Origin of the sequence: Micromonospora sp. NPDC057141, from assembly GCF_042670805.1 — a bacterium.
In the GTDB taxonomy this organism is placed as follows: domain Bacteria; phylum Actinomycetota; class Actinomycetes; order Mycobacteriales; family Micromonosporaceae; genus Micromonospora.
Map to the genome: position 1 here is coordinate 101,222 of NZ_JBHUVA010000010.1, position 24,260 is coordinate 125,481.

20 protein-coding genes are annotated in these 24,260 nt (G+C 73.5%); 8 read left to right on the forward strand and 12 right to left on the reverse strand.

The genetic code is table 11. The features are described from left to right. Window positions 1-73: 73 nt before the first annotated feature. Together ACFT41_RS09390 and ACFT41_RS09395 are read right to left on the reverse strand one after the other, a co-directional pair. Window positions 74-982: an NUDIX hydrolase gene (locus ACFT41_RS09390; protein ID WP_377581824.1), complete on the reverse strand. Its 909-nt coding sequence runs from the start codon at window positions 980-982 to the stop codon at window positions 74-76. 119 nt (window positions 983-1,101) lie between these two features. Then, the gene (locus tag ACFT41_RS09395; RefSeq protein WP_377581744.1) at window positions 1,102-2,049 is read right to left on the reverse strand and encodes an NUDIX domain-containing protein; all 948 of its coding nucleotides are present in this window, start codon (window positions 2,047-2,049) and stop codon (window positions 1,102-1,104) included. Between the two features lie 144 nt (window positions 2,050-2,193). Between ACFT41_RS09395 and ACFT41_RS09400 the strand changes: the two genes are divergently transcribed. Then, window positions 2,194-2,460 carry a PspC domain-containing protein gene (locus ACFT41_RS09400; protein ID WP_377581742.1) on the forward strand — a complete coding sequence of 89 codons (267 nt, stop codon included), beginning with the start codon at window positions 2,194-2,196 and terminating at the stop codon, window positions 2,458-2,460. Between the two features lie 52 nt (window positions 2,461-2,512). Here the strand turns inward: ACFT41_RS09400 and guaA are convergent, their stop codons facing one another. Next, window positions 2,513-4,069 (reverse strand): glutamine-hydrolyzing GMP synthase, encoded by a 1,557-nt coding sequence (guaA, locus tag ACFT41_RS09405; protein WP_377581740.1) that lies wholly within the window; start codon window positions 4,067-4,069, stop codon window positions 2,513-2,515. A gap of 11 nt (window positions 4,070-4,080) precedes the next feature. Beyond that, window positions 4,081-5,808, reverse strand: a complete 1,728-nt coding sequence (locus ACFT41_RS09410; RefSeq protein ID WP_377581738.1) for an FAD-dependent oxidoreductase — start codon at window positions 5,806-5,808, stop codon at window positions 4,081-4,083. Between the two features lie 135 nt (window positions 5,809-5,943). Between ACFT41_RS09410 and ACFT41_RS09415 the strand changes: the two genes are divergently transcribed. Continuing rightward, complete coding sequence (locus ACFT41_RS09415) at window positions 5,944-7,065, forward strand: LCP family protein (RefSeq protein ID WP_377581736.1); 1,122 nt, start codon at window positions 5,944-5,946, stop codon at window positions 7,063-7,065. 10 nt (window positions 7,066-7,075) lie between these two features. On the opposite strand, the gene ACFT41_RS09420 is transcribed toward ACFT41_RS09415, so the two are convergent. Both ACFT41_RS09420 and ACFT41_RS09425 read right to left on the reverse strand, forming a co-directional pair. Then, window positions 7,076-8,536 carry a M1 family metallopeptidase gene (locus tag ACFT41_RS09420; protein WP_377581734.1) on the reverse strand — a complete coding sequence of 487 codons (1,461 nt, stop codon included), beginning with the start codon at window positions 8,534-8,536 and terminating at the stop codon, window positions 7,076-7,078. A gap of 165 nt (window positions 8,537-8,701) precedes the next feature. Then, window positions 8,702-10,117: a M1 family metallopeptidase gene (locus tag ACFT41_RS09425; protein ID WP_377581732.1), complete on the reverse strand. Its 1,416-nt coding sequence runs from the start codon at window positions 10,115-10,117 to the stop codon at window positions 8,702-8,704. Window positions 10,118-10,372: 255 nt separating this feature from the next. Here ACFT41_RS09425 and ACFT41_RS09430 point away from each other — a divergent pair, with 255 nt between their 5' ends. Then, a complete protein-coding gene (locus ACFT41_RS09430; RefSeq protein ID WP_377581729.1) occupies window positions 10,373-11,512 on the forward strand; it encodes a sugar phosphate isomerase/epimerase family protein in 1,140 nt (379 codons plus the stop codon). A 119-nt stretch (window positions 11,513-11,631) separates the two neighbouring features. On the opposite strand, the gene ACFT41_RS09435 is transcribed toward ACFT41_RS09430, so the two are convergent. Both ACFT41_RS09435 and guaB read right to left on the reverse strand, forming a co-directional pair. Then, the gene (locus tag ACFT41_RS09435) at window positions 11,632-12,750 is read right to left on the reverse strand and encodes a GuaB3 family IMP dehydrogenase-related protein (RefSeq protein ID WP_377581727.1); all 1,119 of its coding nucleotides are present in this window, start codon (window positions 12,748-12,750) and stop codon (window positions 11,632-11,634) included. A 31-nt stretch (window positions 12,751-12,781) separates the two neighbouring features. Continuing rightward, the gene (gene guaB, locus ACFT41_RS09440) at window positions 12,782-14,344 is read right to left on the reverse strand and encodes an IMP dehydrogenase (RefSeq protein ID WP_377581724.1); all 1,563 of its coding nucleotides are present in this window, start codon (window positions 14,342-14,344) and stop codon (window positions 12,782-12,784) included. Window positions 14,345-14,577: 233 nt separating this feature from the next. Here guaB and ACFT41_RS09445 point away from each other — a divergent pair, with 233 nt between their 5' ends. Continuing rightward, window positions 14,578-14,982: a DUF5319 domain-containing protein gene (locus ACFT41_RS09445; protein WP_377581721.1), complete on the forward strand. Its 405-nt coding sequence runs from the start codon at window positions 14,578-14,580 to the stop codon at window positions 14,980-14,982. Between the two features lie 476 nt (window positions 14,983-15,458). On the opposite strand, the gene ACFT41_RS09450 is transcribed toward ACFT41_RS09445, so the two are convergent. After that, complete coding sequence (locus tag ACFT41_RS09450) at window positions 15,459-16,295, reverse strand: LuxR C-terminal-related transcriptional regulator (protein WP_377581718.1); 837 nt, start codon at window positions 16,293-16,295, stop codon at window positions 15,459-15,461. 254 nt (window positions 16,296-16,549) lie between these two features. On the opposite strand from ACFT41_RS09450, the gene ACFT41_RS09455 reads away from it, so the two are divergent. After that, window positions 16,550-16,933, forward strand: coding sequence for a WhiB family transcriptional regulator (locus ACFT41_RS09455; RefSeq protein ID WP_377581716.1), 384 nt, complete (start codon window positions 16,550-16,552; stop codon window positions 16,931-16,933). A 143-nt stretch (window positions 16,934-17,076) separates the two neighbouring features. Here the strand turns inward: ACFT41_RS09455 and ACFT41_RS09460 are convergent, their stop codons facing one another. The 3 genes from ACFT41_RS09460 to groES form a co-directional block, all read right to left on the reverse strand. After that, window positions 17,077-18,681 carry a molybdopterin-dependent oxidoreductase gene (locus tag ACFT41_RS09460; protein ID WP_377581713.1) on the reverse strand — a complete coding sequence of 535 codons (1,605 nt, stop codon included), beginning with the start codon at window positions 18,679-18,681 and terminating at the stop codon, window positions 17,077-17,079. Between the two features lie 125 nt (window positions 18,682-18,806). Continuing rightward, window positions 18,807-20,453: a chaperonin GroEL gene (gene groL, locus ACFT41_RS09465; RefSeq protein WP_377581711.1), complete on the reverse strand. Its 1,647-nt coding sequence runs from the start codon at window positions 20,451-20,453 to the stop codon at window positions 18,807-18,809. Window positions 20,454-20,523: 70 nt separating this feature from the next. Next, window positions 20,524-20,838: a co-chaperone GroES gene (gene groES, locus ACFT41_RS09470; protein ID WP_018222648.1), complete on the reverse strand. Its 315-nt coding sequence runs from the start codon at window positions 20,836-20,838 to the stop codon at window positions 20,524-20,526. A gap of 342 nt (window positions 20,839-21,180) precedes the next feature. Here groES and ACFT41_RS09475 point away from each other — a divergent pair, with 342 nt between their 5' ends. The 3 genes from ACFT41_RS09475 (at window position 21,181) to ACFT41_RS09485 (ending at window position 24,201) form a co-directional block, all read left to right on the forward strand. Continuing rightward, entirely contained in the window at window positions 21,181-22,392 is a 1,212-nt protein-coding gene (locus tag ACFT41_RS09475; protein WP_377581709.1) for a methyltransferase domain-containing protein, read from the forward strand. Between the two features lie 10 nt (window positions 22,393-22,402). Beyond that, on the forward strand, window positions 22,403-22,882 hold the full coding sequence (gene ybaK / locus ACFT41_RS09480; RefSeq protein WP_377581707.1) for a Cys-tRNA(Pro) deacylase: 480 nt from the start codon (window positions 22,403-22,405) through the stop codon (window positions 22,880-22,882). Window positions 22,883-23,106: 224 nt separating this feature from the next. Beyond that, window positions 23,107-24,201, forward strand: a complete 1,095-nt coding sequence (locus ACFT41_RS09485) for a sugar ABC transporter substrate-binding protein (RefSeq protein ID WP_377581705.1) — start codon at window positions 23,107-23,109, stop codon at window positions 24,199-24,201. Window positions 24,202-24,260 lie beyond the last annotated feature (59 nt).

The following is a 24,260-nucleotide window of genomic DNA, read 5'->3' on the forward strand; positions in this document are numbered from 1 at the left end:
CGATCGCCCGATCCTCCATCAACCCCGCCTTCAGCCTACCGGAGGTCGTCGATACCGGCTCGGCGGGCGGGCGCTATGCGAGCCGATGTCCGGTTACCAGGGCCGCCACCTCGGTCAACGGCAGGCCGCCGAGCGAGTCCGACGGAAACCACGCGGCGGCGGCCGTCGACCCCCCGGCCAGCTCGGTGACCCGGGCCTCGGTGGGATCGTCGACCACCACCCGGTAGACCACCCGTACCCCGTGCCAGTCCAGCGGCCGGCCCTCCGGCCCCAGCGCGCCGGGGTCATACCGGTGGTGGACCGTGAGCAGCTCGACCACCCGGCCGAGCTGGCCGGCCTCCTCGACCAGCTCGCGGAGCAGGCCGGCGGCCGGCTGCTCGCCGTGGTCGGTGCCGCCACCGGGCAGGTGCCACAGCCCGGCCCCCGGGTAGCCGTCCGCGATCAGGGTGAGCAGCACCCGCCCGGCCGGGTCGGTGACCAGCCCGTACGCCGCGAAACGCTGCCGTCGGTCGGCCGGGACCGGCGGGTACGGCGCACCGGGGGCCGCCCCGGGCGCAGGCCGCCGCAGCGGGGTGACCGGCAGGCCGAGCGCCTCGGCGGTGAACGGCATCAGCGGCAGCCCGGCGGCCTCGTCGAGGGTCGACCAGCGCACCAGGTCGGTCGTGCCGTCGGGCTCGTCGCGCAGCGTGCCGCCGGTCGCCTCGACGGTGCAGACGATCCGGTCGGTGTGCAGCGCCACGCCCGGCAGCGGGGTCACGTCCGAGACGGCGGCGAGCAGGCCGGTCACCTCCACGGCGAGGCCGGTCTCCTCGGCGAACTCCCGGACCACGCCGGCCTCGGGATGCTCCCCGTGCTCCAGCCCGCCCCCGGGCACCTGCCACACCCCGGGATAGTCGGCCGTCGCGGAGCCGCGCACGAGCAACACCCGCCCGTCGCGGCCCCGACACACCCCGTAGACCCCCACCCGCCGTCGCTGCTCCAGCACGCCGCGCCTCCCGCTCCCCCCGGGCCAGGCACCCGGTCGATCAAGAAGCTATCGCGGGCGGCGACGACGTGGGGCCTCCGGGCCGCGACCGGTCGGGGCCGGGGCTCGGCAGCGGCTCAGGCGAGGCGGGCGGCCTGGACGGCCTCGGCCGTGACCTCGGTGAGGCGGTCGGTGGGCAGCGCGCCCAGTTCCTCGCGGGCGAACCAGCGGGCCTCGCAGGTGGAGCCGCCGACGTCGGTCACCGTCGGCGGGGCGGGCTGGTCGACCATCACCCGGTAGAAGGCGCGCACGCCGTGCCAGTCGATCGGATAGCCCTCCGGGCCGAGGGAGGCGGCGTCCCGGTGGCTGGCCACCCCGAGCAGCTCGACGAGGCGGCCCTGCTGGCCGGTCTCCTCGACCAGCTCCCGGATCAGCGCCGCGCCCGGCTGCTCGCCGTAGTCGGTGCCGCCGCCGGGCAGGTGCCAGCAGCCGGCCCCCGGGTAGCCGTCGGAGACCCGGGTGAGCAGCACCCGGCCCTCCGGGTCGGTGGCCACCGCGTACGCGGCGAAGCGCTGGGCGCGGTGCAGCCCGTCGGGGCCGGGGACCGCGTAGAAGGAGGGGAACTCCGGGGGCTCGTCGGGCACCACGTCCGCCGAGGAGGCGGGCAGCCCGAGGGCCCACGCGGTGAACGCGCGCAGCGGCAGCTCGCGCGCCTCGGCGGGGGTGACCCAGCGGGCCAGGTCGGTGGGGCGGTCGATCCGGTCGGTGAGCGTGCCGCCGCGCACGGAGACCCGGTAGATGAGCCGGTCGGTGTGGATGGTGATGCCCCGCTCGGGCAGGGCCCGCATGTCGGCCAGCACGTCGTGCAACCCGGAGACGGCGACCGAGAGCCCGGTCTCGGTGGCGGTCTCCCGCACGACGGTGTGGTTCGGGTCCTCGCCGTGGTCGACCGCCCCGCCGGGGAGGGACCAGGTGCCGGGGGTGCCGGAGCGCTCCGATGCGCGGACCAGCAACACTCGGCCGACTGAATCAGCACAAACTGCGTATGCCGCGATCCTGCGGAGCGGCTCCAGCATGGTGGTCACGGGGCCAAATTCTCCCCGCCCCTCGTTACCTGCATCGAAAAGAGTCAGATTCCTGACTGAATTCTTGATCATCAGGGATCGGTCAGGGTAAGGATCCGGGCCGTCACCGAGGTCGGCGGGCCGCCCGGCGCGGAACGTGGAGGCATGACCTCGACACCGCACCAGGCCCCGTACAAGCAGCTCCGCCGCCCCACCACGGACCGGATGGTCGCCGGGGTGGCCAGCGGCCTCGGCCGCTACTTCGCCGTCGACCCCACCCTCGTCCGGGTGGTCTTCGCCGTCGCGACGCTCGCCACCGCCGGGGTGGCCGCGCTCGCGTACCCGATCATGTGGTTCCTGATGCCGGAGGAGCCCGCCGACGCCCCGGCCTGGCCGCACCCGGCGGACCCCGCGCCACCGACCGGCGGCTGAGGCCGCTGGGCAGGCTGGGGCGGTTGGGGCGGTTGGGACGGCTCGGCCGGCGTCACTCCCACTCGATGGTGCCCGGCGGCTTGCTGGTGACGTCCAGGACCACCCGGTTCACCTCGGCCACCTCGTTGGTGATCCGGGTGGAGATCCTGGCCACCACCTCGTAGGGCAGCCGGGACCAGTCGGCGGTCATCGCGTCCTCGCTGGAGACCGGGCGCAGCACCACGGGATGCCCGTAGCTGCGCCCGTCGCCCTGCACGCCGACGCTGCGCACGTCGGCCAGGAGCACCACGGGGAACTGCCAGACGCCCCGGTCCAGGCCGGCGGCGGTCAGCTCCTCGCGGGCGATCAGGTCGGCCTGGCGCAGCAGGTCCAGCCGCCCCCGGTCGACCGCCCCGATGATCCGGATGGCCAGGCCCGGCCCCGGGAACGGGTGTCGCCAGACCATCGCCTCGGGCAGGCCCAGCTGGAGGCCCAGCGTGCGCACCTCGTCCTTGAACAGCGTGCGCAGCGGCTCGACCAGGGCGAACTTCAGATCCTCCGGCAGGCCGCCGACGTTGTGGTGGCTCTTGATGTTGGCGGTGCCGGTGCCGCCGCCGGACTCCACCACGTCCGGGTAGAGGGTGCCCTGCACCAGGAACTCGACGTCGCCGTGCGCGGCGACCTCCCGGGCGGCAGCCTCGAACACCCGGATGAACTCCCGGCCGATGATCTTGCGCTTCTGCTCCGGGTCGGTCACCCCGGCCAGCGCGCCGAGGAAGCGGTCGGCCGCATCGACCACCTTCAGCTTGATCCCGGTGGCGGCGACGTAGTCCTTCTCCACCTGCTCGGCCTCGCCCGCCCGCAGCAGGCCATGGTCGACGAATACGCAGGTCAGCTGGTCGCCGACGGCCCGGTGCACCAGCGCGGCGGCGACCGCCGAGTCCACCCCGCCGGACAGGCCGCAGATGACCTCCTTGTCGCCGACCTGCGCGCGGATGCGGGCCACCTGCTCGTCGATGATGTTCTCGGGCGTCCAGGTCGGCTCGATGCCGGCGATGTCGTAGAGGAAGCGGGTGAGCATCTCCTGGCCGTGCGCGGTGTGCCCCACCTCCGGGTGGAACTGCACGCCGGCGCGGCGACCGGCCAGGTCCTCGAACGCGGCGACCGGGGCGCCAGCCGACTCGGCCGTCACCGCGAAGCCCGCCGGGGCCTCGGTCACGCAGTCGCCGTGGCTCATCCAGACCGGCAGGTCGGCGGGCAGGTCACGCAGCAGCACCCCTGGCTCGGTGAGGCGGGGGCGCAGCGGGGTGCCACCGAACTCGCGGTTGCCGGTGCGCGCCACCGTGCCGCCGAGGGCCTGGGCCATCGCCTGGAAGCCGTAGCAGATGCCGAAGACCGGGACACCCGCGTCGAACATCCCCGCGTCGACCTGCGGGGCGTCGGGCGCGTAGACGCTGGCCGGGCCACCGGACAGGATGATCGCGGCCGGGTTCTTCGCCAGCATCTCCGCCACCGGCATCGAGTGCGGCACGATCTCCGAGTAGACCCTCGCCTCGCGCACCCGGCGCGCGATGAGCTGGGCGTACTGGGCTCCGAAGTCCACCACGAGGACGGGACGAGGCGTGCTCATGGGCAGGAAGCCTACCGACAGTCACCCCCGTCTCTGCGTGGACCCCGGCGCAGCGCGCCAGGGGCGTGCGCCGGCACGGCCGGCCGCACCGGCGGCACCGCCGCCACCCGCCGGTACGCCTCCCCCAGCGGCGGCCGGGGGTCCGCCCCGCCCCGGTTGGGCCAGAACGACATCGCCCGTTCCGCCTGGGCGGTGATGGTCAACGACGGGTTCACCCCGAGGTTCGCCGACACGGCCGCCCCGTCCACCACGTGCAGCCCGGGGTGCCCGTAGACCCGGTGGTACGGGTCGATCACCCCGTCTGCCGGGGTGGCCCCGATCACCGCCCCGCCGAGGATGTGCGCGGTCATCGGGATGTCGAACGGCTCGGTCAGCGACCCGCCCGGCGTGCCGCCGATCTCCTCGGCGAGCAGCCGCGCGGCGGCGTTGCCGGCGGGGATCCACGTCGGGTTGGGCGTGCCGTGGCCGGGGCCGGAGACCAACCGCCGGCCGAGCGGGCCGCGCCGCCAACGGGTGGTCAGCGAGTTGTCGGCGGACTGCATGACCAGCGCGATGACGGTGCGCTGCGACCAGTCGCGGACGGTGAGCATCCGCGCGGCGAGGCGGGGCTGGGTGAGCAGGCCGACCAGCCAGCGGCGGGCCCGGTGCGGGCCGCCGTCGACCAGCAGCGACTGGAGCAGCCCCATCGCGTTGGAGCCCCGCCCGTAGCGGACCGGCTCGATGTGGGTCTGCGGGTCGGGATGGAACGAGCTGGTGATCGCCACCCCCTCGGTGAAGTCCAGCCCCTGCGCGCGGGCCCGCCCGGGGGGCACGGACGCGCCGAGGATCGCCTCGGAGTTCGTCCGGGTCAGCTCGCCGAGGCGGTCCGACAGGTGGGGCAGCGCGCCGGTGGCCCTCATCTCGTGCAGCAGCCGCTGGGTGCCGAGCGCCCCGGCGGCGAAGACCACCTGGTCGGCGTGGAACACCCGGCGGCGCCTGCGCAGCCAGGCCCCGGTGCGGACGGTCTCGACCCGGTACCCGCCCCCGGCTGCGGGGCGCACGGCGGTGACGGTGGCCAGCGGGTGCACCTCGACGCCGAGCCGCTCGGCCAGCCACAGGTAGTTCTTGACCAGGGTGTTCTTCGCCCCCTGCCGGCAGCCCGTCATGCACGCCCCGCAGTGGGTGCAGCCGGTGCGCTCCGGGCCGGCGCCGCCGAAGTACGGGTCGGCGGCGCGCTCCCCCGGCCGGCCGATGTGCACCCCGACGGGGGTGGGGTGGAAGGTGTGCCCGGCCCCCATCCGGTCGGCGACCGCCCGCATCGCGGAGTCCGCGCGGGTGTGCAGCGGGTACGTGGTGACGCCGAGCATCCGCTTCGCCTGGTCGAAGTGCCGGGCCAGTTCGTCCCGCCAGTCGGTGACGTCCCGCCACTGCGGGTCCGCGTAGAACGCGTCGAGGGGCTCGTAGAGGGTGTTCGCGTAGACCAGCGAGCCGCCGCCCACTCCCGCCCCGGAGAGCACCAGCACCCCGCCGCCGGTCTTCCGGTCGGCGGAGCGGAGCAGGGTGATCCGTTGCAGGCCGTAGCAGCCGAGCCGCGGGGCCCACAGGAAGCGCCGCAGCCGCCACGAGGTCTCGGGGAACTCGTCGTCGGCGAAGCGTCGCCCGGCCTCCAGGACGCCGACCGAGTAGCCCTTCTCGGCCAGCCGCAGCGCGGTGACGCTGCCGCCGAAGCCGGACCCGATGACGAGCACGTCGTACCGCATGAACGCATCATTACCGACGAGTAGCTCTCGCGCCATAGCCGGTTTCGCGGGACCCTGCATCCGCCGCCGGTGATCGCGGCTCAGCGGCCGCAACCCGGCGTGGCCCTCGGAGCGTTGTAGGGGCGGGGGTGCGACATGACCGAGCAGTCGGGGACCGGGCGGCGGCGGTGGCGGGTGGGGCTGGCCGTCGTCGCGGCAGCCGTCGCGGTGGCGGTCGGGGCGACGGTGGCCGCCCGGCTGGTCGCCGACCGGCAGACCGAACGCGGGGCGGGGCGGGTCACCGCCGCGCCCACCCCCACGCCGTCGCCGACGCCGAGCCCGACCCCGCCGCCGGGTGCCGACGTCACCGGGCCGCTGAACCTGCTGCTCGTCGGCGTCGACACCCGGGTCAGCGTGCCCGGCTGGGAGCCGCACGGCGACACCGTGCTGGTGGCGCACGTGCCGAAGGAGCTGGACCGGGCGTACCTCTTCTCGCTGCCCCGGGACCTGCTGGTCGACATCCCGGCCTACCCGAAGGCCGGATACTCCGGCGGGAAGACCAAGCTCACCCACGCGATGAGCTACGGCAGCCGGGTGCCGGGCAAGCCGAAGCAGCCGAGCACCGCCCAGGGGTACGAGCTGCTGCGCAGCACCGTCAGCGGCTACACGGGGCTGCGCATCGACGCCGGCGCCGTGGTCACCTTCACCGGTTTCGAGAAGCTGGTGGACGCCGTCGGCGGGATCGACCTCTACGTCGACCAGCGGACCGTCTCGCTGCACCGGCGGCCTGACGGCCGGCACCGCGACCCGGCCCCGAGCGGCGGCGGCTACGTCGGCCCGCAGATGGTCTACGAGAAGGGCGAGCGGCACCTCAACGGCTGGCAGGCGCTGGACTACGCGCGGCAGCGCTACGGCCTGAAGAACGGGGACTATGACCGGCAGCGCCACCAGCAGCAGCTCATCCGGGCCCTCGTCACCAAGATGCAGTCCGAGAACCTGCCCCGGCAGCCCGACCGGGTCGAGCAGGTCGTCGGGGCGCTCGGCGACACCCTCGTCTACGCCGGCGGCCCACGGATCGTGGACCTCGCGTACGCCCTCGGCGGGCTGCCCGCCGACCGGCTCGTTCTCGTCGGCCTGCCCGGCGAGGGGGTGGGCAAGGGCAGCGCCTACCGCGGCGAGCAGCTCAAGCCGGTCGGCCGGCAGTTCCTCACCGCGCTGGAGGAGGGCCGGGCCGAGCAGTATCTGGCCGACCATCCGGAGCTGGTGGTGAAGAACTAGACAGCCGGGCTCAGCGGGGCGGCTCGGGGCGCTCCGGTCGCTGGGTGCCGTAGAGCCAGGCGTCGAAGAGCCCGTCGAGCTGCTTGCCGGAGACCTGCTCGGCGTGGGCGACGAAGTCCGCCGTGGTGACGTTGCCGTCGCGCCGGTCGGCGGCCCAGCCCCGGACGATCTGGAAGAACGCCCGGTCGCCGACGGTGGTACGCAGCGCGTGCACGGTCATCGCGCCCCGCTGGTAGACGGAGTCGCCGAACAGGTTCGCCACCCCCGGCCTGCCGGGCGGCGTCCGCCACAGCGACGCCGACGCGCCGAGGTACTCCCCGTCGAAGGACTGCTGCGCCGTCCGCCCGCCCCGGTGCTCCTCCCAGAGCCACTCCGCGTACGTGGCGAGCCCCTCGTTGAGCCAGATGTCCTGCCACCGGCTCAGCGCCACGCTGTCGCCGAACCACTGGTGGGCCAGCTCGTGGGCGACCACGCCGGTGTTCTCGCCCCGGCGGAAGAAGGTGGCCGAGTAGACCGGGCGGCTCTGCGTCTCCAACGCGAACCTGATGCCCGGCTCGTCGACGACCACCCCGCCGTACGCCTCGAACGGGTACGGCCCGAACACGCCCTCCAGGTAGTCGGCCACCTCGACGGTGCGGGCGATCGAGGCGTCCGCCGCGCCCTCGGGCAGCTTCGTGGTGACCGCGCTGAACACCGGCCGTCCCTTGTGCTCGGCGCGGGTCACCCGGAACTCGCCGATCGCCACCATGCTCAGGTAGCTGGCCATCGGGGACCGCTCGGCCCAGCGCCAGGTGGTCCAGCCGGCGCGGGTGCTCCTGCCCACCGGCACCCCGTTGCTGACGGCGGTCAGCCCTTCGGGGACGGTGATCTCGAAGTCGTAGGTGGCCTTGTCGGAGGGGTGGTCGTTGACCGGGAACCAGGTGCTCGCCGACTCGGGCTGGCCGAGGGCCACCGCGCCGTCGGAGGTGTGCCGGAAGCCGCCCTCGCCGAGGGCCGCGTTGTTCAGCGGCTTCGGTTCGCCCTCGTACCCGATCTCGGCGGTGAAGCCGTTGCCCGAGGTCAGGCCGGCGGCCGGGGTGACGACCAGTTCGTCGCCGTCGCGGGCGTGCCGGGCGGGGACGCCGTCCACCGTCACCTCGCGCACGGTGAGCCCGGTCAGGTCCAGGTTGAACGCGGACAGGTTCGCGGTGGCCGTGGCCTGCACGGTGGTGGTGCCGGTGAGGCGGTCCGTCGCCGGGTCGTAGCGGACCTTCACCCCGTACCGGGTCACGTCGTACCCGCCGTTGCCGTACCGGGGGAAGTAGTCGTCGCCCACCCCGGCCCCGCCGGGCTTGAACTGCCGCGACACCGTCGGCGACGGGGTGGCCTCTCTGGCGGCCGGCTCGGGCGTCGAGGTGCAGGCGGCCAGCCCGAGCACGCCGGCCAGCAGCAGCCCGGTGCGCAGGTGCAGGCCCCGCAGGCCCAGCGTCATCGCGTCGTCCCTCCCGGCGGAGGCCCTCGGCCCGGCGGCGGCCCTCGGCCCACCCGGCCGGCCCGGCTCGCCCGGGCCGCTCCATCCCGCGGCAGCCTACCGAGCGCGAGCGCGGGCGCGGATCAGGGCAGCGCGGGCGCGGCGGCCCGGCCGGCGGGGGCGGGGTCAGGGCAGCGCGGGCGCGGTGCCGCCGACGAGCCAGGCGTCGAGCAGCGGGCCCAGCCGCCGCCCCGAGACCCGCTCGGCGAGGGCGACCAAGTCCGCCGTGGTGGCGTTGCCGCCGCGCCGCTCGGTCGTCCAGGCGCGCAGGATCCGGAAGAAGGCGTCGTCGCCGACGGTCCGCCGCAGCGCGTGCACCGCGAGCGCGCCGCGCTGGTAGACCGCGTCGCCGAACATGTTCGCCCGGCCCGGGTCGACCGACGGCCGCGACCAGTCGGTCGCGGCGTAGCGGGCCGCGACGGTCTGCTCGACGGTCCGGCCGCCGTCGTGCTCCAGCCAGAGCCATTCGGCGTACGTGGCGAAGCCCTCGTTGAGCCAGATGTCGCTCCACCGGGCCAGCGAGACGCTGTCGCCGAACCACTGGTGGGCCAGCTCGTGGGCGACCACCCCCGTGTCGGGGCGGCCGGAGCGGAAGAAGCCCGGCCCGTAGACCGGGCGGGACTGGGTCTCCAGGGCGTACGAGACGCGGCCATCGGCGAGCGCGACCCCGCCGTACGAGTCGAACGGGTACGGCCCGAGGCGGTCGGCGAGGAAGTCGACGATCTCGCCGGTGCGGGCCAGCGAGGTGGCGGCCGGCCCGTCGGCGGGCAGGCCCGCCGCGACGGCCGTGACCATCGGCCTGCCGTGGTGGGTGCCGGTGGCGACCCGGTAGTCGCCGATCACCAGCATGCTCAGGTAGCTGGCCATCGGGGACTGCTCGGCCCAGCGCCAGGTGGTCCAGCCACCGGCGCTGGTGCGCCCCGCCGGCACGCCGTTGCTGAGCGCGGCCAGCCCGTCGGGGACGGTCACCTCGACGTCGTAGGTGGCCTTGTCGGACGGGTGGTCGTTGACCGGGTACCAGGTGGTCGCCGAGTCGGGCTGGCCGAGCGCCACCGCGCCGTCGGCGGTGGCGAGGAAGCCGCCGAGGCCCAACGTCGTGCTCTCGACCGGCTGGGGCACCCCGGCGTACTCGACGTCGACGCCGAACCGGGCGCCCCGGGCCAGGCTCCGCGCCGGGGTGACCACCAGCTCGTCGCCGTCGCGGGCGTGCCGGGCCGGCGCGCCGTCGACGCGGACCGCGCCGACGGTCAGGCCGGACAGGTCCAGGTTGAACCGGGACAGCCCGGTCGTCGCCGTGGCGGTGATCGTGGCGTGTCCGGTGAGCCGGTCGTCGGCGGGGTCGTAGCGGACCCGCAGCCGGTAGGCGGCCACGTCGTAGCCGCCGTTACCGCGCCCGGGGACGTACGGGTCGCCGGCGTCGGCCGCCCCGCGGCGGGGGCGGTCGGGGTCCGGTGGCGGCCCGGTGCAGGCGACGAGGGCGACCGCGACGAGGCAGGCGGTCAGGCCGGCCCGGCCGGCCCCTCTTTCTCCTGTTCGGACCATCGCTCTCCCTCGCCCGCCCCGGGGGCGAGCCTAGCCGACACCGACCCCCAAAAGGCCAGATAACCGACAATACGCCCCACAATCGACCCCACTTTTGTTCTACCTGCACAAAAGTTTGGTTCGATCGAACCTTTCTCTGCCCCGGGTTCGGGGTTAGTGTCTGACCTCAAGTCGTAACGCATCCGCAACATGCGACGCATTCGCCCCACCTACCCCAGCGATCCCCGTTCGCTCCCTCGGAAGGTGTTGAGCATCGTGTCCAACCGAACATCACCCGATCCCCACTCCGACTCCCAGCCTGGACGGCTCAACCGCCGCTCCCTGCTCGCCGCCTCGGCCGGCGCGGCGGCGGCCATCGGCGCGGCCGGCCTGCCCGTCCTCGCCACCGGCACGCCGGCCCTCGCCGGCGACAAGGGCAAAGGCAAGGGCAGGGGTCCCAAGTTCCGGGTCGAGCCCCTGATCCCGGGCAAGAACCGGGGCATCATCCTCTACAGCGTGCGCGACCGGATCTCGGCCGCCCCGGACGACAGCGGCGTGCCGTACGGCTTCGAGCGCGTGCTGGCCCGGCTCGCCGAGATCGGCTATCAGGAGATCGAGTTCGCCGGCTACAACCAGAGCACCGAGATCCTCGGCCGGCAGATCACCCCCACCGAGATCCGCAAGATCCTCGACGACAACGGTCTGGTGGCCAACGGCACCCACACCCAGATCCGGGCGGACACTTTCCAGCAGCAGCTCGACATCGCCGAGGAACTCGGCATGAAGAACATCGGCACCGGCAGCGACCCGACCAACAGCGCGTACAAGGCCGACTGGGACGCCGCCGCCGACACCTGGAACGAGCTGGGCCGCCAGGCCCGCGCCCGGGGGATGCGGCTGTACACGCACAACCACGACGTCGCGTACAGCTTCCTGCTCGACTCCGGCCCGACGGACGAGCTGGGCCACCCCACCCGCTCTTCCGGGCTCCGCCGGCTGGAGTACTTCTTCGGCCGCACCGACCCCCGGTACGTCTTCTTCGAGCTCGACATCTACTGGGCCTACGTGGCCCGCTACAAGCACCAGAAGTACGTCGACCCGGCCGGCCAGGAGAAGACCGACCTGTTCGACCCGATCCTCAACGTGGCCGAGCGCACCACCCGGTTCCCGCTGTTCCACGCGAAGGACGGCAACAAGAACACCGCCGTGCCCAACGGCTACGAGATGACCCCGCTGGGCACGGGCGACATCAACTTCCAGCAGTTCTTCCAGACCATCGGAGAACGGGACTTCCACCACGCCAACTGGGAGCAGGACACCGCGCCCGGCGGCCTCGCGAACGCGGCCCAGTCGCTCGACTTCGCGGCCGTGAGCTACCAGAACATGTCCGAGCTGACCATCTACACCAAGTGCTGACCAGCCACATCAGGCGCTGACCCCGGCCGGACCGGCCCGACGACGCCGGCCCCGCCGCTTCCGCAGCGGCGGGGCCGTGCCACGTGCTCTCCCGGGCCGCACGTCGCGACCCGTGGGCGTCAACGGTCGAGGACCAGGCTGACCTTCTGGAACTCCTTGAGGTCGCGGTAGCCGCACTTGGCCATCGCCCGGCGCAGCCCGCCGAACAGGTTGAGCTGGCCGTCCGGCTCGTCGGCCGGGCCGAACAGCAGCCGCTCCATCTCACCCAGCGGCTCGCCGGCCACCTCGAACGCGCCGCGCGGCAGCGACGGGTGGCTGGCCGCCGAGTGCCACCACGCGCCGCCGGCCGGGGCCTCCGCGCACAGCGACAGCGGCTCGCCGAGCATCACCGCGTCCGCGCCGCAGCCCAGCGCCTTGGCGATGTCGCCGGAGGTCTGGATGTCGCCGTCGGCGATCAGGTGCACGTACCGGCCGCCGGTCTCGTCGAGATAGTCGCGGCGGGCCGCGGCGGCGTCGGCGATCGCGGTGGCCATCGGCACCCGGATGCCGAGCACCGACTCGGTGGTCGACCACTCGTCGCCGCCGATGCCGACGATCACGCCGGCCGCACCGGTGCGCATCAGGTGCAGCGCCGTCTTGTAGTCGGTGCAGCCACCGACGATGACCGGGAGGTCGAGGTCGGCGATGAACTCCTTGAGGTTCAGCGGCTCGTCGGTGGTGGAGACGTGCTCCGCCGAGACGATGGTGCCCTGGATGACCAGGATGTCCACGCCCGCGTCGAGGATCACCGGGGCCAGCGCCAGGGTGTGCTGCGGGGAGACCCGCACGGCCACCGTGCCGCCGCCGGCCCGCAGCTCGCGTACCCGCTCGGCGATGAGGTCGGGACGGATCGGCTCGGCGTACACCTCCTGGAGCCGCTTGGTGGCGCGGGCGTCCTCGTCGAGGGCGGCCAGCTCCTCCAGGATCCTGGTCGGGTTCTCGTACCGGGTCCACAGGCCCTCGACGTTGAGCACGCCGAGCCCGCCGAGCTGGCCGAGCCGCACGGCGGACGCCGGGCTCATCGTCGCGTCCGAGGGGTGCCCCACGCAGGGGATGCCGAACTGGTACGCGTCGAGCTGCCACGTCGTGGAGACGTCGTCGACGTCCCGGGTGCGGCGGCTGGGCACGATGGCGATGTCGTCCAGGTGGTAACCGCGCTGCGCGGTCTTGCCCAGTCCGATCTCGACCACGTCACGCATGGTGGCTCCAGGTGGTGTCGGGGGTGGTGGGTCAGCGGGAGTGGTAGTTGGGCGCCTCGACGGTCATCTGGATGTCGTGCGGGTGGCTCTCCTTGAGCCCGGCCGCCGTGATCCGGATGAGCTGACCGCGCCGGTGCAGGTCGGAGATCGTCTCGGCACCGGCGTACCCCATCGCCAGCCGCAGCCCGCCGATGAGCTGGTGGGCGACCTGGGAGAGCGGGCCCCGGTAGGGCACCTGGCCCTCCACGCCCTCGGGGACCAGCTTCTCGTCGTTGGTCACGTCCTGCTGGAAGTAGCGGTCCTTCGAGTACGACTTGGCCTGCCCCCGCGACTGCATCGCGCCGAGCGAGCCCATCCCCCGGTACGCCTTGTACTGCTTGCCGTTGATGAAGATCAGCTCGCCGGGGCTCTCCTCGCAGCCGGCCAGCAGGCTGCCGAGCATCACCGTGTCGGCGCCGGCCACGAGGGCCTTGGCGATGTCGCCGGAGTATTGGATGCCGCCGTCGCCGATCACCGGGACGCCGGCCGGGCGGGCGGCCCGCGCCGCCTCCATGATCGCGGTGATCTGCGGCACCCCGACCCCGGCGACGATCCGGGTGGTGCAGATCGCGCCCGGGCCCACCCCGACCTTCACGCCGTCGGCACCGGCCTCGACCAGGGCCTTCGCCCCGGTGTACGTGGCTACGTTGCCGCCGACGATGTCGATCGTCACGTCCTTCTTGAGCTGGCGGACCATGTCCAGCACCGCCCGCTGGTGGCCGTGGGCGGTGTCCACGATGATCACGTCGACGCCCGCGTCGACCAGCGCCCGGGCTCGCTTGTAGCCGTCCTCGCCCACGCCGACGGCGGCGGCCACCCGGAGCCGGCCGGCGTCGTCCTTGGTCGCGTTCGGGTACTGCTCGCTCTTGGTGAAGTCCTTCACGGTGATCAGCCCGCGCAGCCGGCCCGCGCCGTCGACGATCGGCAGCTTCTCGACCTTGTGCTGACGCAGCAGGGCCAGCGCCTCGTCCTTGCTGACCCCGACCGGGGCGGTGACCAGCGGAGTGCGGGTCATGATCTCGCGGACCGGGGTGGCCGGCTCGGAGACGAAGCGCATGTCCCGGTTGGTGACGATGCCGACGAGCTGCCCCTCGCCGTCGACCACGGGGACGCCGGAGATGCGGTACCGGCCGCAGAGCGCGTCGACGTCGCGCAGGGTGTCGTCGGGGCTCGCGGTCACCGGGTTGGTGATCATCCCGGACTCGGAGCGCTTGACCAGGTCGACCTGGAGCGCCTGGTCCTCGACGGAGAGGTTGCGGTGCAGCACGCCGATGCCGCCCTGGCGGGCCATGGCGATCGCCATCCGCCCCTCGGTGACGGTGTCCATCGCGCTGGAGAGCAGCGGCACGGTCAGCTCGACGTTGCGGGTCAGCCGGGTGCGGGTGTTGACCCGGCTGGGCACGACGTCCGACTCGCCCGGCTGGAGGAGCACATCGTCGAAGGTCAGCCCGAGCGGGACCACCCGCGCGGAACCGGCGGGCAGTTCGGGCAGATGGCCGCCCAGCTCGCCGGTGTCGGCGCCGGCCGGAAGATCGATGCTGGGCGAATTGTCCACGATTGCTCTCCTGAGCTGGGTCGGGCGGGCTTCGGCGAGGTGGCGCGCGCGGACGTCCGGCGCGCGCCAGGTGAGGACGCGTCAGTGTCATCGTACCCATCGCCCCAGGCCGCCCCCGCCGGAGCCGGGCCGGTGGACGACGCTGCGTGACGCTCACCCCCGCCGAGGCCGACGCGGGGTGACCGGCCGGACGGGGGCGGGCGTCCGGCGGTCGTGGGGTCTACGGTGAGGGGGTGCACGACGAGCCCATCGACCCGTTCAACGGCGACCCGGCCGATCCGGCGGCGGAGCTGCACGACCCGGCGGACGACGACACGCTCGACCCGCTGACCGAGGTCGAGCGGCAGGACGTGCTGGAGGACCTGGCCGACCTGGAGATCTACCAGGCCCTACTGGCCCCCGTCGGCGTGCGCGGGCTGGTCATCGAGTGCGAGGACTGCCGCGAGCCGCACTACTTCGACTGGGACCTGTTGCGGGGCAACCTGCGCCACCTCCTCAGCTCCGGCCGCCCCCGGGTGCACGAGCCGGCCTACGACCCGGACCCGGACCACTACGTCACCTGGGACTACGCCCGGGGATACGCCGACGGCGTGCACGACACCCTCACCGAGGGCGCCGAGGACGACCCGACCCCCTGAGATCCGCCCCGCGCTTCCCGAACCCCGGCGGGCTCCCCCGCACTCGGCGGACCTCCCGAAGCCGCCGCTCGTCGGCCACGCTCCGTCACCGCCGAAAGACCCGCCATTGCGGCCAGCCGACCTGACTCTGCGCAACCACCCGCCAACCCCCCACGACATCACTCATCCCCTTTGCTCTGCACCCACCTACGCAACACCGCCAAAGAGCTGGGCATACGCAGAAACGTGTGCGGCGGGGATCGCAACGGCCGGTCACGATTCGTGAACCGTTGCGTATCCGGGTGCAGAGCAAAGGTGCCGGAGGGATTGGCGTCACCAGCCGGCGAAATCACGCCGCGTCACGTGCGATGACGAGCGGAGAGTGCGGACAGCGCCGCCCGATCGGGCCGCGCTCGCCCCGACCGGGCCACCATGCGGGAGCGCGAGTGCGCCAACGCCCCACCACCTCCCACCACCTCCCGCCGCGTGGGGGTGAGTCAGGTGACCAGGCCGGCGCGGAAGCCGGCGGCCACCGCGTGCGCACGGTCCCGGGCGCCGAGCTTGCGGAACAGCCGGCGGGCGTGCGTCTTGACGGTGTCCTCCGAGACGAACAGCTCACGACCGATCTCGGCGTTGCTCTTGCCCTCGGCCATGCCGAGCAGCACCTGGAGCTCCCGCTCCGTCAGTCCGATCGCGCCCCGGCCGCCACGGGTCGGAGCGGGGCGCTGCCCTGCCGCCGCCGGGGTCTCCCCCTCGCCGGCCGCCTCCACCTCGTCGTCGCCACGCTGCACCGGCACGACGGCCGGCGTACCGCCCGCCGCCGCCTCGGGCCCGGGCGGCCAGGCCGCTCCGGAGTTGGGCGGGCCGGGCTTGGCCGGGGCGCGCCCGGCCGGCGCGGAGCGGACCGGCCCGCCGACGGAGGCGGCGTCCCGGGCCGGGTCGGTCACCCGGCTGCGGGTGGCGCGACCGGGTGCCGAGAGCAGCAGCAGGGCCTTGGCCACCGCGCTGGTCAGGTCGTGGTCGGTGCCCTGGATCAGCCCTCGGGCGCCGGCACCGATGGTGGCGGCGGCGGCCTCGGACTCCTCCGCGCCGAGCAGCAGCACCGCGGCCTGCGGGGCGCGGGCCAGCACCCGCCGGACGAAGCCGGCGCTGTCCGGCCGCGTGAGGGCGGTGTCGGCTAGCACGACGTCCGCCGGGACCTCCGCCAGGCGCAGCATCACCTCGGGATCGGAGACGGCGGTACGGACGGCGGCGGACAGTCCGAGCCGCGCCGCCGCGGAGGTCAGTTGCTGCGCGGCGAGCGGTGTCCGAACGCACACGAGGACGGTACGCACTGTGGTCTCCTCTCCGACCCCGAGCAGACCACGGGGAGGTCGCCTCGGGTGGGCGTTCCCGCCAATCCTTCGAACTTTTCCGACAGATAGGGCATATCAGTCAGATTGTCCGAGCTGTTCGATCACACACGTGTGAGCCGGAGCAAGGCGGGGTACCGGGGAGCCCGAGCCGGAAACGGTGCGTCCGCGCGGCCGTCGCCCGGACACCGGTCAACTGAGGATCTCCGCGGTGCCGCGCGGGAGGAGGGATGCTGATGTCGAACGTACGCAGGCTGCCCGGACCCATCGTCGACCTCTGGGACTGGCAGCGGCTCGGTGCCTGCCGGGGCCGCGACAGTGCCCAGTTCTTCCACCCGGACGGCGAACGCGGCTCCTCCCGGCTGCGCCGGGAGTCCGGTGCCAAGGCGGTCTGCCGGGCCTGCCCGGTGCGCGCCGAGTGCGCCGCGCACGCCCTCGCCGTCCGTGAGCCCTACGGGGTGTGGGGCGGCTTCAGCGAGGCGGAGCGGCTGCGGCTGCTCGCGGTGGGCTGGGAGGACCTGGCCGACCGCCGGCAGGCACGGGTCGACGTGGCCCGCCTGGAGGCCCGCCTGGGCCGACCGCACAAGTCCACCATGCCGGCGCAGCACAGCGTCGCCTGACCGCCACCACCCGCCGGACCGGCCACGGCCGGGTGACCGTCTCGCCGCTCGCCACGCCCACGAACGGGTTACCGCCCGCCGGCACGCCGTCCGCCACGCCCACGGCCGAGTAGCCGGCGCGCCGGCGCGTGACCGCTCGGCGGTCAGCGGACGGTGACCCGGACGGTGTGCCAGCCGGTCGCGCCGTCCGGGTCGACGCGCTGCCGGCGTTCGGTCTGCGTCTCGCCGTCGGCGTCGGTGGCCCGCACCTGGAGGGTGTGCTCGCCGGTGGTGGCCGTCCACTGCCAGGACCACTGCACCCAGGTGTCCACCGAGACCGCCGGGGCGAGCGTCGCCTCCCGCCACGGGCCGTCGTCGACGCGTACCTCGACCCGGCGGATGCCCCGGTGCTGGGCCCAGGCCACCCCGGCCACCATGACCGGTCCGGCGGTGAGCCGGTTGCGGGGGCGGGGGGTGTCGATCCGGGACTGGGTCTTGATCGGCCCCTGCGCCGACCAGCCCCGGGGCACCCAGTACGCGTCGAAGTCGGCGAAGCTGGTCAGCTCCAGCTCGGTCACCCACTTGCAGGCCGAGACGTAGCCGTACAGGCCGGGCACCACCATCCGTACCGGAAAGCCGTGCTCGACCGGCAGCGGCTCGCCGTTCATGCCCACCGCGAGCAGGGCGTCCCGGCCGTCGCGCAGCACCGCCGTCGGGGTGCCGCAGGTCCAGCCGTCGACCGAGCGCCCGACCACCTGGTCCGCGCCCTCCTCCGGCTGCGCCTCGTCGAGCAGCTCCCGGATCGGCACGCCCAGCCACCGGGCGTTGCCGATCAGGTCCCCGCCCACCTCGTTCGACACGCAGGCCAGCGTGACGTACCGCTCGACCATGGGGCGGGCCAGCAGGTCGGCGAAGCTCAGCTCGATCGGGTTGCGCACCCGGCCGTGGACGCGCAGCCACCAGTTCTCCGGGTCGACCTGCGGCACCACCAGGGCGGTGTCGATCCGGTAGAACCCGGAGGTGGGGCTGACGTAGGGGGCGAGCTGGGTGAGGGAGAGATCCGCCCCGGCCGGCACGGCCGGGGCGGGCGAGGCCGGCGCGGGCAGGGCGACCGCCTGCCGGGCCGCCGACACCCCGCGCCGCCCGGCCAGCCAGTGCCCGCCCAGCCCGGTCACGACGGCCGCGCCGGTCAGCGCGCCGACCCCGGTCAGGAACCGCCGCCGCCCCTCGGGATGCACCGGATGCAAGGAAGGGCCCCTTGTTAACAGGGGGGTGTCAACAAGGGGCCCTTCCTTGCTCACGGCGGCGGTGGGTGGGGTCCACGGCCAGGGGTCGGGGTGCAGGGGGCCGGCCAGCAGGATCCAGAGCGCCAGCGCGCCGAGGGCCGCCCCGACCAGCGCCGGCAGCGCGGCGACGGCGTCCGCGCCGGCCCGGGTCAGCGCGGCGGCCACCCCGAGAGCGGCGAACGCCGCGATGCCCGCCAGGCCGAACCACAGCCGGCGGGCGGCGAGAACGCCGAGCAGCGCCGCGAAGCCGGCCAGCAGCAGCGCCGTCCCGGTCAGCAGGGCGATCTTGTCGTACGTGCCGAAGACGGCGATGCCGAACTGCTTGACCGGCTCGGGGACGGTGTCCACGACCAGCCCTCCGACCGCGACCAGTGGTGCCGACCGGGGGCCGGTCAGCACCGCCACCGGTTCGGCGGTGCCGATCGCCACGGCGGCGGCGGTGATCCCGGCCAGCGCGGCGTACCCGCGCGAGATGGTGCCCATCCGCCCAGTGTTTCCGACGGGGCCGGGGCAGCGACAGGTACGTCAGCGTTCCGTAAGCAACAGCGGATACGCGTCAGGGCACGCCGTGGGGAGCCGGCGTGCCCTGAACGTGTCGTACGGCTGGGTCAGAAACCCGGGCCGTGCTGGTGGCCGTGGCCGTGCGAGTGACCGTGGCCACCGGCGGCGGCCGGCTCGGCCTTCTCCGGCTTCTCCACCACCAGGCTCTCGGTGGTGAGCAGCAGGCCGGCGATCGAAGCGGCGTTGGTGACGGCGTTGCGGGTCACCTTCACCGGGTCGATGATGCCGGACGCGGCCAGGTCGACGTAGTCGCCGATGGCGGCGTCTAGGCCGTGGCCCCAGTCCATGCCGGCGACCTTCTGCACCACCACGTAGCCGTCGTGGCCGGCGTTCTGGGCGATCCAGCGCAGCGGCTCGACCAGCGACTTGCGCACGATCGAGACGCCGGTCTTCTCGTCACCGGTGAAGCCGAGGTCGTCGTCGAGCACCGGCAGGATCTGCGCCAGGGCGGCACCGCCACCCGGGACCGTGCCCTCCTCGACGGCGGCCTTGGTCGCGGCGATGGCGTCCTCGATGCGGTGCTTGCGCTCCTTCATCTCGACCTCGGTCGCCGCGCCCACCTTGATGACCGCGATGCCGCCGGAGAGCTTCGCCAGCCGCTCGGCCAGCTTCTCCCGGTCCCAGTCGGAGTCCGAGGCCTCGATCTCCTTGCGGATCTGGGCGACCCGGTCGGCGACCTCGCTGGCCTGGCCACCGCCGTCGATGACGGTGGTGTTCTCCTTGTCGACCACGACGCGCCGGGCGGTGCCGAGCACCTCCAGGCCGACCTGGTCCAGCTTGTAGCCCAGCTCCGGGGCGACCAGCTCGGCGCCGGTGAGGATCGCCATGTCCTGGAGCATCGCCTTGCGGCGGTCGCCGAAGCCGGGGGCCTTGACCGCGCAGACCTTGAGGGTCTTGCGGATCGAGTTGACCACCAGCGTGGACAGGGCCTGGCCCTCGACGTCCTCGGCGACGATCAGCAGCGGCTTGCTGTTCTGGAGGACCTTCTCCAGCAGCGGCAGCAGCTCCTCGATCGCCGAGATCTTCTGCGTGGTGATCAGGATGTACGGGTCCTCCAGGACCGACTCCTGACCCTCCACGTCGGTGACGAAGTTGGGGGAGATGAAGCCCTTGTCGAACTGGAGACCCTCGGTCACGTCCAGCTCGGTGGTGAGGGCTGAGCCCTCCTCGACGGTGATGACGCCGTCGCGGCCGACCCGCTCCATCGCCTCGGCGATCAGCTCGCCGATGGTGGCGTCCTGCGCGGAGATCGTCGCGACGTGCGCGATCGACTTCTTGTCGGCGACCTCGACGGCCCGGTCGAGCAGGGCCTCGGAGACCTTCGCCGCCGCCGCGTCGATGCCGCGCTTGAGGCCGGACGGGTTGGCGCCGGCCGTCACGTTGCGCAGGCCCTCGCGGACCATGGCCTGGGCCAGCACGGTCGCGGTGGTGGTCCCGTCGCCGGCGACGTCGTTGGTCTTGGTCGCCACCTCCTTGACCAGCTGCGCGCCGAGGTTCTCGTACGGGTTGGTGAGCTCGATCTCCTTGGCGATGGTCACGCCGTCGTTGGTGATCGTGGGCGCACCGAATTTCTTGTCCAGGACGACGTTGCGCCCGCGCGGGCCGAGAGTGACCTTGACCGTGTCCGCGAGGGCGTTGACACCGTGCTCCAGCAGGTGCCGGGCGTCGTCCGAGAAGCTCAGGATCTTCGCCATCTGTATCCCTTCGAAGCGTCACTGCCCCGGCCCGGCGAGCCGGACCGGGGCAGTGGCACTGATCGGTTGCTTACTTCTCGATGACCGCGAGGACGTCGCGGGCGGAGAGCACCAGGTACTCCTCGCCGGCGTACTTGACCTCGGTGCCGCCGTACTTCGAGTAGAGGACGGTGTCGCCGACCTTGACGTCGATCGGCACACGGTTGCCCTTGTCGTCGATCCGGCCCGGGCCGACAGCGAGGACGGTGCCCTCCTGCGGCTTCTCCTTGGCGGTGTCGGGGATCACGATGCCCGACGCCGTGGTGGTCTCAGCCTCGTTCGCCTGGACCACGATGCGGTCCTCGAGCGGCTTGATCGCAACCTTGGTCGCGGTAGTCACGGGCATACCCTCCTGGGGTACTGGTTTCGTTGCTGGACGGCGGGGCCGACCAGCGTCAATCTGCCACATGCCACCGGGCGGGGCCGTCGTCGCGGGTGCCGGTCCGCCTGGCGTCAAACCCCCGGGCACGGGGCCCGGAAGCTGGCACCCTCGATGGGAGAGTGCTAATCGCAGGTTAGGCCGTGGCTAGCACTCCGTCAAGGAGAGTGCCAACGCGTCGCCCGTCGTGTCGCCACAGTTCCGCCACTCGTTACCGCGACACGCCGCCAGCGCCGACCCCGGGCCCCACCAACCTCCGACACCACCACCGCCGTCGGCCAGCCGCCGCCCGGGCCCGACAATGGGCACGTGGATCTCGACCAGTTCGCCGCCCTGCGTACCCCCGAGGGGTCGGCCGCGCTCGCCGCGGCGGCCGAGGTGGCCGGCGGCGACCCGCTGGCCGCGGCGGCCGCGCTCCGCTCGGCCGGGGTGCCCGCCGCGCTGGCCGCCGCCGCGCTGACCCAGGCCGAGCTGCGCCGCCGGGCCGTCGGCAAGTTCGGGCCGGCGGCGGCCGGCATGCTCCTCACCCGCGCCGGCCTGGAGCAGGCCACCCGGGGCGTGGTCGCGGCCCGGCGGGCCGACCGGCTGCGCGCGGCCGGGGTGCGCACCCTCGCCGACCTGGGCTGCGGCCTCGGGGCCGACGCGCTCGCCGCCGCCCGCGCCGGCATCCGGGTGTACGGGGTGGAGGCCGACCCGGTCACCGCCGCGATGGCCGCCGCGAACGCCGAGGCCGCCGGGCTGGCCGACCGCTTCACGGTGGAGTGCGGCGACGCCACGGCGTTCGACGTGTCCCGGGTCGACGCGGCGTTCTGCGACCCGGCGCGGCGCAGGGCCGGCACTGGTCGGCGGATCTTCGACCCGAACGCCTACTCGCCGCCGTGGGACTTCGTCACCGCGCTGGCCGAGCGGGTGCCGCACACCGTCGTGAAGGTGGCCCCCGGGCTGGACCACGCGCTGATCCCGGCCGGCGCGGAGGCGGAGTGGGTCAGCGTGGGTGGCGACCTGGTCGAGGCGGCCCTGTGGTGCGGCCGGCTGGCCGAGGTCCCCCGCCGCGCGACCGTGGTGAAGGAAGGCTGTCATCAGCTCACCGGCTCGGGCGCGGCCGAGGCGGCGGTCGGCCCGGTCCGCCGGTACGTCCACGACCCCGACCCGGCGGTGGTCCGCGCTCACCTGGTGGCGGAGCTGGCCGGCGAGCTGGACGCCACGCTCGCCGACCCGACCATCGCCTACCTGTACGCCGACGCCCCCGGCGCGACGCCGTTCGCCCGCTGCCTGGAGGTGACCGACGTGCTGCCGTTCTCGCTGAAGCGGCTGCGCGCCCTGCTGCGGGAACGCGCGGTGGGCCGGGTGGAGATCCTCAAGCGCGGCTCGGCGCTGGAGCCGGAGCGGCTGCGGCGCGACCTGCGGCTGGCCGGCCCGGAGGCGGCGAGCCTGGTGCTGACCCGGGTGGCGGGCGCGCCGACCGTGCTGGTCTGCCGCCCGGTGACGATTCCGCTGGATCGTGAGGCGGCGGCGGGCTAGCTTGTCGGGCATGGCGGGACAGGGGACTCCGGCGACGGCGCTGCTGACGAAGCGGAAGATCCGGCACAGCACCCACCCGTACGACGTGTCGCCGGACGCGCCGAACTACGGCGCGCTCGTCGCGGCGGCCCTGGGCGTGCCCCCGGAGCGGGTGTTCAAGTCGCTGGTGACCGAGGTCGACGGCGCGCTCGCGGTGGCGGTGGTGCCGGTGACCGGCGAGCTGGACCTCAAGGCCCTCGCCGCCGCGCTCGGCGGCAAGCGGGCGACGATGGCCGACCGGGCGGCGGCGGAGCGGGCCACCGGCTACGTGCGCGGCGGGATCAGCCCGCTCGGCCAGCGCAAGCGGCTGCCCACGGTGCTGGACGCCTCCGCGCTGACCCACGACACGGTGTACGTCTCGGCGGGCCGGCGGGGCCTCCAACTCCAACTCGTCCCGGCCGACCTGGTCGCCCTCACCGACGCCACCACCGCCCCCATCGCCGCCGGCTGACCCGAGCATCGCCCGATCGCCGCGCCCGAGGCGCGGCCCTTCGGCCTGCCCCGCTTTCGGGGCGGTTAGGGCGGGGTGTCAGGCACGTTGCTGAATTGTTACCGCCGCCAACAAACTTCTGACCTCGGCGGTCTTGTGCCGGGAGTGTGACGCGCAATACGTTGCCGGACACAACAAAACACCGCTCCACTCCCACTCCCCCACCCCCGAAAGGACCCGTGCAGATGCGCAAGGGCTTCCTCACCTTCGCCGCCGTGGGCCTGCTGGCCACCGGCAGCATGGCCGCCTGCGGCGAGAACTCCGACGGCGGCGACCAGGCCGGATCCTCCGACAAGACGCCGAAGATCGGCGTGATCCTGCCGGACAGCAAGTCCTCCGCCCGCTGGGAGGGCGCGGACCGCAAGTTCCTCCAGGCCGCTTTCGAGGCCGCCGGCGTCAAGTACGACATCCAGAACGCGCAGGGCGACAAGACCGCCTTCCAGACCATCGCGGACCAGATGATCACCAACGGGGTGACCACCCTGATGATCGTCAACCTGGACTCGGGCACCGGCAAGGCCGTGCTCGACAAGGCCAAGTCGCAGGGCGTCGCCACGATCGACTACGACCGGCTCACGCTGGGCGGCTCCGCGCAGTACTACGTCAGCTTCGACAACGAGGCCGTCGGCAAACTCCAGGGCGAGGGTCTGGCCAAGTGCCTGACCGACAAGGGCGCCAAGAACCCGGCGATCGCCTACCTCAACGGCTCGCCGACCGACAACAACGCGACCCTGTTCAAGAACGGGTACGACTCGGTGCTCAAGCCGAAGTTCGACTCGAAGGAATACACCAAGGTCGCCGACGACTCGGTGCCGGACTGGGACAACACGCAGGCCGCCACCATCTTCGAGCAGCAGCTCACCAAGGCCAACGGCAAGATCGACGGCGTGCTGGCCGCCAACGACGGCCTCGGCAACGCCGCCATCTCCGTGCTGAAGAAGAACAAGCTCAACGGCAAGGTCCCGGTGACCGGGCAGGACGCCACCCCGCAGGGCCTGCAGAACATCCTCGCCGGAGACCAGTGCATGACGGTCTACAAGGCCGTCAAGCAGGAGGCGGACGCCGCCGCCGAGCTGGCCATCGCCGTCGCCAAGGGCGAGACGAAGGACACCGGCCAGACGGTCAAGGACGGTAGCCGGGACGTGCCGGCCGTGCTGCTGACCCCGAAGGCGATCTACAAGGACAACGTCAAGGACGTCGTCGTCGACGGCTTCGTCACCAAGGAAGAGCTCTGCACCGCCGACTACGCCAAGCTCTGCACCGAAGCCGGCATCAGCTGACCCGTACGCCGACCGTCGTACCCGCCAGGCGACGCCGCCCGGCACGGTGACCCCGTGCC

Excerpts from the sequence above, each read along its gene's own strand:
- ACFT41_RS09410 (WP_377581738.1), bottom strand. The coding sequence starts at position 5,808 with ATGCGGTACGACGTGCTCGTCATCGGGTCCGGCTTCGGCGGCAGCGTC.
- ACFT41_RS09460 (WP_377581713.1), bottom strand. The coding sequence starts at position 18,681 with ATGGGCACCATCTCGCGCGGGTACGCCGCGCTGGCCGGGATCACCGCC.
- groES (WP_018222648.1), bottom strand. The coding sequence starts at position 20,838 with ATGCCCGTGACTACCGCGACCAAGGTTGCGATCAAGCCGCTCGAGGAC.
- groL (WP_377581711.1), bottom strand. The coding sequence starts at position 20,453 with ATGGCGAAGATCCTGAGCTTCTCGGACGACGCCCGGCACCTGCTGGAG.
- ACFT41_RS09425 (WP_377581732.1), bottom strand. The coding sequence starts at position 10,117 with ATGGTCCGAACAGGAGAAAGAGGGGCCGGCCGGGCCGGCCTGACCGCC.
- ACFT41_RS09420 (WP_377581734.1), bottom strand. The coding sequence starts at position 8,536 with ATGACGCTGGGCCTGCGGGGCCTGCACCTGCGCACCGGGCTGCTGCTG.
- ACFT41_RS09485 (WP_377581705.1), top strand. The coding sequence starts at position 23,107 with ATGCGCAAGGGCTTCCTCACCTTCGCCGCCGTGGGCCTGCTGGCCACC.
- ACFT41_RS09435 (WP_377581727.1), bottom strand. The coding sequence starts at position 12,750 with ATGCGTGACGTGGTCGAGATCGGACTGGGCAAGACCGCGCAGCGCGGT.
- ybaK (WP_377581707.1), top strand. The coding sequence starts at position 22,403 with ATGGCGGGACAGGGGACTCCGGCGACGGCGCTGCTGACGAAGCGGAAG.
- guaA (WP_377581740.1), bottom strand. The coding sequence starts at position 4,069 with ATGAGCACGCCTCGTCCCGTCCTCGTGGTGGACTTCGGAGCCCAGTAC.
- ACFT41_RS09455 (WP_377581716.1), top strand. The coding sequence starts at position 16,550 with ATGTCGAACGTACGCAGGCTGCCCGGACCCATCGTCGACCTCTGGGAC.
- ACFT41_RS09400 (WP_377581742.1), top strand. The coding sequence starts at position 2,194 with ATGACCTCGACACCGCACCAGGCCCCGTACAAGCAGCTCCGCCGCCCC.
- ACFT41_RS09415 (WP_377581736.1), top strand. The coding sequence starts at position 5,944 with ATGACCGAGCAGTCGGGGACCGGGCGGCGGCGGTGGCGGGTGGGGCTG.